The 6,821-nt window shown below is 57.2% G+C and carries 6 protein-coding genes; 5 read left to right on the forward strand and 1 reads right to left on the reverse strand.

The genetic code is table 11. From position 1 onward, the window contains the following. The first annotated feature begins 221 nt into the window (after window positions 1-221). The 3 genes from QLG03_RS19495 to QLG03_RS19505 are packed head-to-tail and all read left to right on the forward strand — an operon-like array spanning window position 222 to window position 3,928. Entirely contained in the window at window positions 222-1,277 is a 1,056-nt protein-coding gene (locus tag QLG03_RS19495) for an amidohydrolase family protein (protein ID WP_032453872.1), read from the forward strand. Beyond that, on the forward strand, window positions 1,267-2,535 hold the full coding sequence (locus QLG03_RS19500; RefSeq protein ID WP_023290783.1) for an MFS transporter: 1,269 nt from the start codon (window positions 1,267-1,269) through the stop codon (window positions 2,533-2,535). The genes QLG03_RS19495 and QLG03_RS19500 overlap by 11 nt, the downstream gene beginning before the upstream one ends. 58 nt (window positions 2,536-2,593) lie before the next feature. Continuing rightward, complete coding sequence (locus QLG03_RS19505) at window positions 2,594-3,928, forward strand: MFS transporter (protein ID WP_023290782.1); 1,335 nt, start codon at window positions 2,594-2,596, stop codon at window positions 3,926-3,928. A gap of 39 nt (window positions 3,929-3,967) precedes the next feature. Here QLG03_RS19505 and QLG03_RS19510 read toward each other — a convergent pair whose 3' ends face one another. Further along, on the reverse strand, window positions 3,968-4,684 hold the full coding sequence (locus QLG03_RS19510) for an IclR family transcriptional regulator (protein ID WP_205425744.1): 717 nt from the start codon (window positions 4,682-4,684) through the stop codon (window positions 3,968-3,970). Between the two features lie 166 nt (window positions 4,685-4,850). On the opposite strand from QLG03_RS19510, the gene QLG03_RS19515 reads away from it, so the two are divergent. Continuing rightward, window positions 4,851-5,546, forward strand: coding sequence for a diguanylate cyclase (locus QLG03_RS19515; protein ID WP_032453868.1), 696 nt, complete (start codon window positions 4,851-4,853; stop codon window positions 5,544-5,546). Further along, window positions 5,543-6,490: a hydroxyacid dehydrogenase gene (locus QLG03_RS19520; RefSeq protein WP_044524486.1), complete on the forward strand. Its 948-nt coding sequence runs from the start codon at window positions 5,543-5,545 to the stop codon at window positions 6,488-6,490. Before QLG03_RS19515 ends, QLG03_RS19520 begins: the two co-directional genes overlap by 4 nt. Window positions 6,491-6,821: the final 331 nt, after the last annotated feature.

Below are 6,821 nucleotides of genomic sequence, written 5' to 3' on the forward strand. Positions count from 1 at the left end.
TGTATCGGTGTCGCTCAGGCTGATTTTTAACTTCTTGAAAACATATTAATTTCTGTTAGCCCCTCCCTTCCCCCGCTTTTAACGACCTTATACATCTGTGATTCACCTCTTATTTACATCATTTAAACCAATCGTTAACTGGATAAAAACACGGCGGCCTCGTTATAGTAGTTTTGTAAAATAAAACACTGTTGTACAGGGTAAAACAAAACGAGGTGTTCATGGAGATCGTTACCGCGCCGCACCTTGCGGTCAGAAACGAGTGGCTTGCGTTACATCGTGAAGCGCCATTACAACCCGAGCTGCCCATCATTGATGCGCATCATCATCTTTGGGATCGGCAAACCGGCCGCTATCTCACCCATGAGTTCAGCGACGATATCCAGACCTCAGGGCATCGCGTTGTCTCATCGGTCTATGTGCAATGCCGCTCTATGTTGCGTCGCGACGGGCCGGAGACGCTTAAACCGCTTGGTGAAATCGAGTTTGCCAGCGGTATCGCCGCGATGTTCGCCAGCGGACATTATGCAAACGCGCTCGGATGCGAAGCCATCATCGGCGGGCTCAGTTTACTGGCGGGGGACGCGATGCAGCCTGCCATTGAGCGCGCGATAGCGTTATCCGGCGGGCGGCTGCGTGGGATGCGCAATCCGTTGGCCTGGCATCCCGATCCGCGGGTTACCTCCAGCCCGGTTACGCCACCGGCAGGCCTGGCGCAGAGCGCTCCGTTCCGCCGGGGCGCTGCCTGTCTCGCGAGGCATGCATTGTCGCTCGATGTATGGGTTTACCACACGCAGCTGGAGGAGATTGCCGATCTGGCGCGGGAAATACCAACGTTACAGATTGTGATCGATCACTGCGGCGGGCCGGTCGGCGTTGGACCCTGTTCAGAACGGGATCCGGACATGTTTCAGCAGTGGCGAAACGGTATGCGACGTCTGGCGGAACTGCCGAACGTATGCGTAAAAATTAGCGGCTTTGGGATGACGGTCAGGGGATTTCACTTCGCAGCGGCAGAGACGCCACCGGATTCGCAAATGCTGGCACAGGCATGGATGCCGTGGTTTGAGACCATCGTTTCTCTTTTCGGTGCCGAACGCTGCATGTTCGCCAGCAACTTTCCCGTCGATAAAGGCATGTTCAGCTACGGCGTTTTCTGGAACGCCTGCAAACGCCTGGCGCAACAGGCGTCCCCTGACGAACAGGCGCAGTTGTTCTGGCGTACCGCCGCAACCTGTTATCGGTTAACCTCTGTGGAGAATATCAATGACCAGTAAAAGCGAGCTAAATCAATTTACTGCGACTAAAGCGACGCCTGACGCATTGCCACAACGCGTCGCTGAGAGGCGGACGCTGGCGCTGGGCGGCCTTGGCTGGACATTTGAAAGCTACGACTCCTTTCTGCTTTCATTGCTGTTGCCAGTGCTGGGCGTGGTGTTCGGTATTAATAAAACCGAGCTTGGGCTGTTTATCAGCGTCACGGCCGGGGGGCAGATTATTGGCGGGATCCTGTTTGGTTTTATCGCCGATAAAATTGGGCGTGTGAAAACGGCGCTGATCTGTATCGCCATCTATTCACTCTTTTCCGGCCTGTTAGCCTTTACGCACGATCAACAACATTTCGCGCTTTTACGTTTTTGCGGCGCGCTGGGTATGGGCGGAATGTGGACCTCGGGCGCGGCGCTGATTGCTGAAACCTGGCGACCTGAACGGCGCGCGCGCGGCGGCGCGTTGATGCAAATGGGCTTACCTGTTGGCGCGATTCTGGCTATCAGCCTGACGGCAATCGTCAGCTCGGTTAACGGCGGCCTGGAGCAGGGTGCATGGCGCTATCTGTTTATGATCGGCGCGCTGCCGGTATTCATTATGAGTGTGGTCGCCTGGTTCACTCCGGAATCGCAGGTTTGGCTTGCTCGTCAACAGGCGAAGGCGACGAGTCGTCAACCTGCCGTCAAGCTGGGTAAACAGAATCTGCGAGGTCTGCTGTTGGCCTTTGTCTTTATCTTTTTTATTCAGTATCTGTTCTGGGGCGTATTTACCTGGACACCCACCTATCTGCGGGAAGTCAAACATCTGGATTTTTTGCACAGCCTGAAGTTTGTACTTGCGCTGCAGGCTGGGGCCATCGCGGGTTTTCTGGTGTTTTCGGTGCTGGCGGATAAGTGGGGACGCCGTCCGATGTTCCTGATTTATCTGTTAACCGGCGCCATTGCCGTCGCGCTGTACCTTGTGACCACGCAACCCTTCATTCTGATGGTGGCGATTTTCATGGCCGGTTTCGGGGTTAACGGTATTTTTGCGGGCTCGGGACCCTTCCTGGCGGAAATCATCGGGGACACCTCATCCCGGGGCTTCCTGATGGGGCTCGCCTATAACGGAGGCCGTCTGGGCGGATTTATTGCGCCGCTACTGATTGGCGCTGTCGCCAACGCTGGCGGTTTCACCGCGGGACTGGCGACGACCGTGGTTGCTTTCCTTGCGGCGATGCTGGTGGTGTGGCGAGCGCCGGAAACCAGAGGCATCAAGCTGAAGTAACTTATTTCATCTCTACATCGTTTTCCTGATAAACATAATGAAACCCTGCGAGGAAACCATGACCGATCAATTACCGCACCGCGCGAGCGATAACGACGCGCTGGAAAAAGAAACCATGCGACGGGTTATCTGGCGCATCCTGCCTTTCCTGGTGGTGAGCTACCTGGTATCGATTATTGACCGCGGCAACATAGGCATGGCGGCGCTGCAGATGAATCAGGATCTGGGCCTGAGTAAGGCGGCTTTCGGCTTCGCCAGCAGCTTGTATTTTGTGGCCTACTTTATCTTTGAAGTACCCAGCAACCTGGCGATGCAGAAGGTGGGGGCACGATTGTGGATCCCGCGCATTATGATCAGCTGGGGAGTGGTATCGATGTGTATGGCGCTGGTGCAAAATACCACCTCCCTTTACATCGTACGCTTTTTGCTGGGGGCTGCCGAAGCGGGCTTTTTCCCGGGCGTGGTGCTCTATCTGACCTGGTGGATCCCGTCGCGCTACCGGGCGCGGATCATCGCCTCGTTTATGGTGGCCATTCCGCTGGCTAACTTTATCGGTTCCCCGCTTTCCGGGTTGATACTGATGATGGATGGGTGGTTAGGCCTGCGCGGCTGGCATCTGTTATTCATTATTGAAGGGCTGCCGGCGGTCCTGCTGGGGATAGCCGCGTTTTTCATCTTGCGGGACCGTCCACACCAGGCTGGCTGGTTAAACGATCGTCAGAAAGCATGGCTGGAAAACACGCTTCAGGCGGAGCGCCAACAGCAGAAACAGATCGGCCACACCTCCACCTGGCAACTGTTGAAGCATCGTCAAATCTGGCTCATGGCGCTGATTTACGCCGGCGCCTCTTCTGCCGGCACGACCCTTAGCGTCTGGTCTCCCCAGCTGCTGAAGTCGTTCCATCTGGATAACCTGACCACCGGGCTGCTTAATGCCATCCCCTATGGTCTGGCCTCGGTGCTGATGATTGTCTGGGGGCGCAGTTCGGATCGAAGTAATGAACGCCGCTGGCACACGGCGCTCACCCTCTTTATGATCGCGGGCGGTGTGTTTGCGGCGTTTATCAATCTGTCGCTGCCGGCCACCATTGCGATCCTCAGCACCATTCTGATTGGCGCTTATGCGATGAAGGGGCCCTTCTGGGCGCTGGCGTCGGGCTGGATGAGCAGCACCTCAGCCGCCGCCGGGCTGGCGGCCATCGGGGCGATCGCCAACCTGATTGGCGGCGCGGTGATGGTGAATGCCTACGGCATGATTAGCGAACGGACAGGAAGCCATACGCTGGCGATGCTCCCGCTAGCAGGCTTGTGTCTGGCAGGCGGCATTGCGGTGCTGGCCATGGGGCGCCGTTACTCGCAGACGGCCAGGCAGGAAAAACAGATGACCCATTAATAAGCAAAGGCGGGATTTTTCCCGCCTTCTCAGCAAAGCTTACTCTTTCACACCGTAAAACGTTTCGCAGAATGTCTTGCTGGCGCCTAGCTTGAGCGACAGGCGGTTGGCCGTCTCCTGCATGAGCTGGCTGATGCCGCTCGCTTTACGATCTTCCGTCAGACGCGATGCCGGCCCGGTCAGGGCCAGCGCCGCGATCAGTTTATCGTGGACGCCAAACACTGGCATGGCGAAGGCCGCGGTGTGCGGGTCGCGCGCGCCGGAGGTATAGAACGGCAGCGTCGGTTCGTCTTCCGGCAACGATTCACTCAATCCCCAGCGGCGTAAAACCTTACTGATAGCGGAACCATCCAGCGGGAACTGGCTGCCAGGCAGGTTGCTGTGGCGCAATCCCTGGGAGGCTTCGGCGCGGAACAGACACAGGCGTTGTCCGCCCTCAATCACATACCAGCTTGCGCTTTCGCTGGAGGCCTGCGACAGCGCCTGCAATTCCGGCTGTACCACTCTGGCAAGTTCAAATGATTGCTCATAGAGCTTGCCAAGATAGAGCAGACGGTGGCCGAGCGTATAGGTGCCATCGTCGTGCCGGATGATGTAGTTCATTCGCTCAAGCGAATTCATCAGGCGATAAACGGTTGTTTTGTGATATCCCGAAAGCTGGGCCAGCTCCGTTAACGTCAGACTGTCATTACCGGGACGGAAGCAATCAAGTAAAGCCAGCGCCTTTTCAACGGCAATTACGCCTTCATTCCCCATCATGTTCTCCTTTTTGCCGAACAAAATTGTACCTGAATTTTGTGAGTAACTTCGTGTTTACATCACAAACAACTTCGCAACACTGGCGAAAAGCGAAGCAATGCACGTATAGTTGTTTTATATAGTACACATGAGTTGTATCTAGTAAAACAAATGGAGAGTCACCATGCCTGCTTCGCAACAGAAACTCATCAATTTTGCTATTGCGCGTGTTACCGCGGAAGAAGTCCGTCAGGCCGCCGAATTTCAGGCCGCCATTCTGGCTGACGTGGCCGGACGCCGTGGCACATTACATGGCCGCATCAAGCCGCTGGCGCCGCATATGGCGGTCGCCGGGCCGGCGATTACCGTCGAGGTTCGCCCGGGGGATAACCTGGCTATTCACGCCGCGATGGCCGTCGCTAAACCTGGCGATGTATTAGTGATCGACGGGAAAGGCGATCTCTCCTGCGCGCTGCTGGGGGAGATCATGGCCACGCAGGCGCAGGCCAGCGGTATCGCCGGGATCGTTATCGATGGCGCCGTTCGCGATGCGGAGACCTTAAGCAAACAACGCTTCCCGGTGTTCGCTGCCGGCCTGAACCCGTGCGGCCCGACCAAGTTCATTCCTGGCCGGGTCAATCATGCCATTTCGGTCGGCGGCGCCGCGGTGCAGGCGGGGGACTTAGTGGTCGGGGATATTGACGGCGTGGTCGTTATCCCACGCGAGGAAGTCCGCACCATCATCGAACTGGCGAAAGGCAAACTGGAGATGGAAGCAAAACGTCTGGTTGCTATCCGCGATGGCGATCTACGTCCGCACTGGCTGGAGGGCGCCCTGCGTCAGGCGGGGATGCTGAGCGAAGGGGAGACGCTGCCATGAGTGCTAAAAACGTGGTACTGATTACCGGCAGCGATTTGGCTGACGCGGCACTGGGGATGCTGGAAGATTACGAACTTGTCTTTGCCGGCCGCCAGCCTACAGAGGCCCAGCTGATCGCTCTGTGCCAGCAGCACAATCCCGTCGCGATCCTGGTGCGCTATGGCCACATTACTGCCGCCGTTATGGATGCCGCCCCGGCATTGAAGGTGATTGCCAAACATGGCAGCGGCATTGATGTTATTGACGCCGAGGCGGCTGCCGCGCGCGGCATTCTGGTTCGCGCAGCGATCGGGGCGAATGCCGCCGCGGTGTCCGAACATACCTGGGCATTAATTTTGGCCTGTGCTAAGTCGGTCATTCCGCTCGACCGCCGCCTGCGTGAAGGGCACTGGGATAAATCCACGCATAAATCGCTTGAGCTTGAGGGCAGAACGCTGGGACTCATCGGCCTGGGCGCCATTGGCAGCCGGGTGGCGAAGATTGCCTGTGCCTTTGGTATGAAGGTCCTGGCTTACGATCCCTATGCGAAAGCGGTCCCGCCGGGATGTGAACGTGTTGCTGAACTTAACGATCTGCTCAGGCAGGCCGATGTGCTGTCCCTTCATTGCCCCTTGACGCAACAAAACAGGGGAATGATCAATGCCGCCACGCTGGCGCAGTGTAAGCCGGGCGCCATCCTGGTCAATACCGCGCGCGGCGGGTTGATTGACGATGCGGCGCTGGCCGCGGCATTAAAAGCGGGGACCTTGCGCTGGGCGGCGCTCGACAGCTTTAACAGTGAACCATTAACCACGCCCCACATCTGGCAGGCGATCGATAATGTGATTCTGTCTCCGCATGTGGGCGGCGTAAGCGATGCCTCTTACGTGAAAATGGGGACCGCTGCCGCGGCCAATATTCTGCAGGCGCTGCAGGAGTCGGCTCAGACAGAAACAACGTATTAAGTGTTAATCGAACCTGCGCTTCCGGTTAATTATTTTGCGCTGATGAGCTTACGGGCGGCATCCGCAGGTCGGGTAAGGCGCAGCGCCACCCGGCAAACTAACCGTGCAACAGGATCGCCTGGGAGGTAATGAACGCTTGCCCGGCGGCGCTGCGCTTGCGCGGGCCTACCGTATCTGGGCTTACGGGCTACATCCGTAGGCCGGGTAAGCGTAGCGCCAGCCGGCAAAATGGCGGCGTAACAGGGATGCGTGTGTTGCAGATACGGTTATTGGATTGCCATTTTCTCACTCCGGCAAAAAGCGTCTGTCGCGTGTGATTTCAGCGTACATT

The sequence above is a fragment of the Klebsiella sp. V115_8 genome (genome assembly GCF_029967715.1).
GTDB classification, from domain to species: Bacteria; Pseudomonadota; Gammaproteobacteria; order Enterobacterales; family Enterobacteriaceae; genus Klebsiella; species Klebsiella quasipneumoniae.

Coding starts and splice junctions, on each gene's coding strand:
- QLG03_RS19495 (WP_032453872.1), top strand. CDS start 222: ATGGAGATCGTTACCGCGCCGCACCTTGCGGTCAGAAACGAGTGGCTT.
- QLG03_RS19500 (WP_023290783.1), top strand. CDS start 1,267: ATGACCAGTAAAAGCGAGCTAAATCAATTTACTGCGACTAAAGCGACG.
- QLG03_RS19505 (WP_023290782.1), top strand. CDS start 2,594: ATGACCGATCAATTACCGCACCGCGCGAGCGATAACGACGCGCTGGAA.
- QLG03_RS19510 (WP_205425744.1), bottom strand. CDS start 4,684: ATGGGGAATGAAGGCGTAATTGCCGTTGAAAAGGCGCTGGCTTTACTT.
- QLG03_RS19515 (WP_032453868.1), top strand. CDS start 4,851: ATGCCTGCTTCGCAACAGAAACTCATCAATTTTGCTATTGCGCGTGTT.
- QLG03_RS19520 (WP_044524486.1), top strand. CDS start 5,543: ATGAGTGCTAAAAACGTGGTACTGATTACCGGCAGCGATTTGGCTGAC.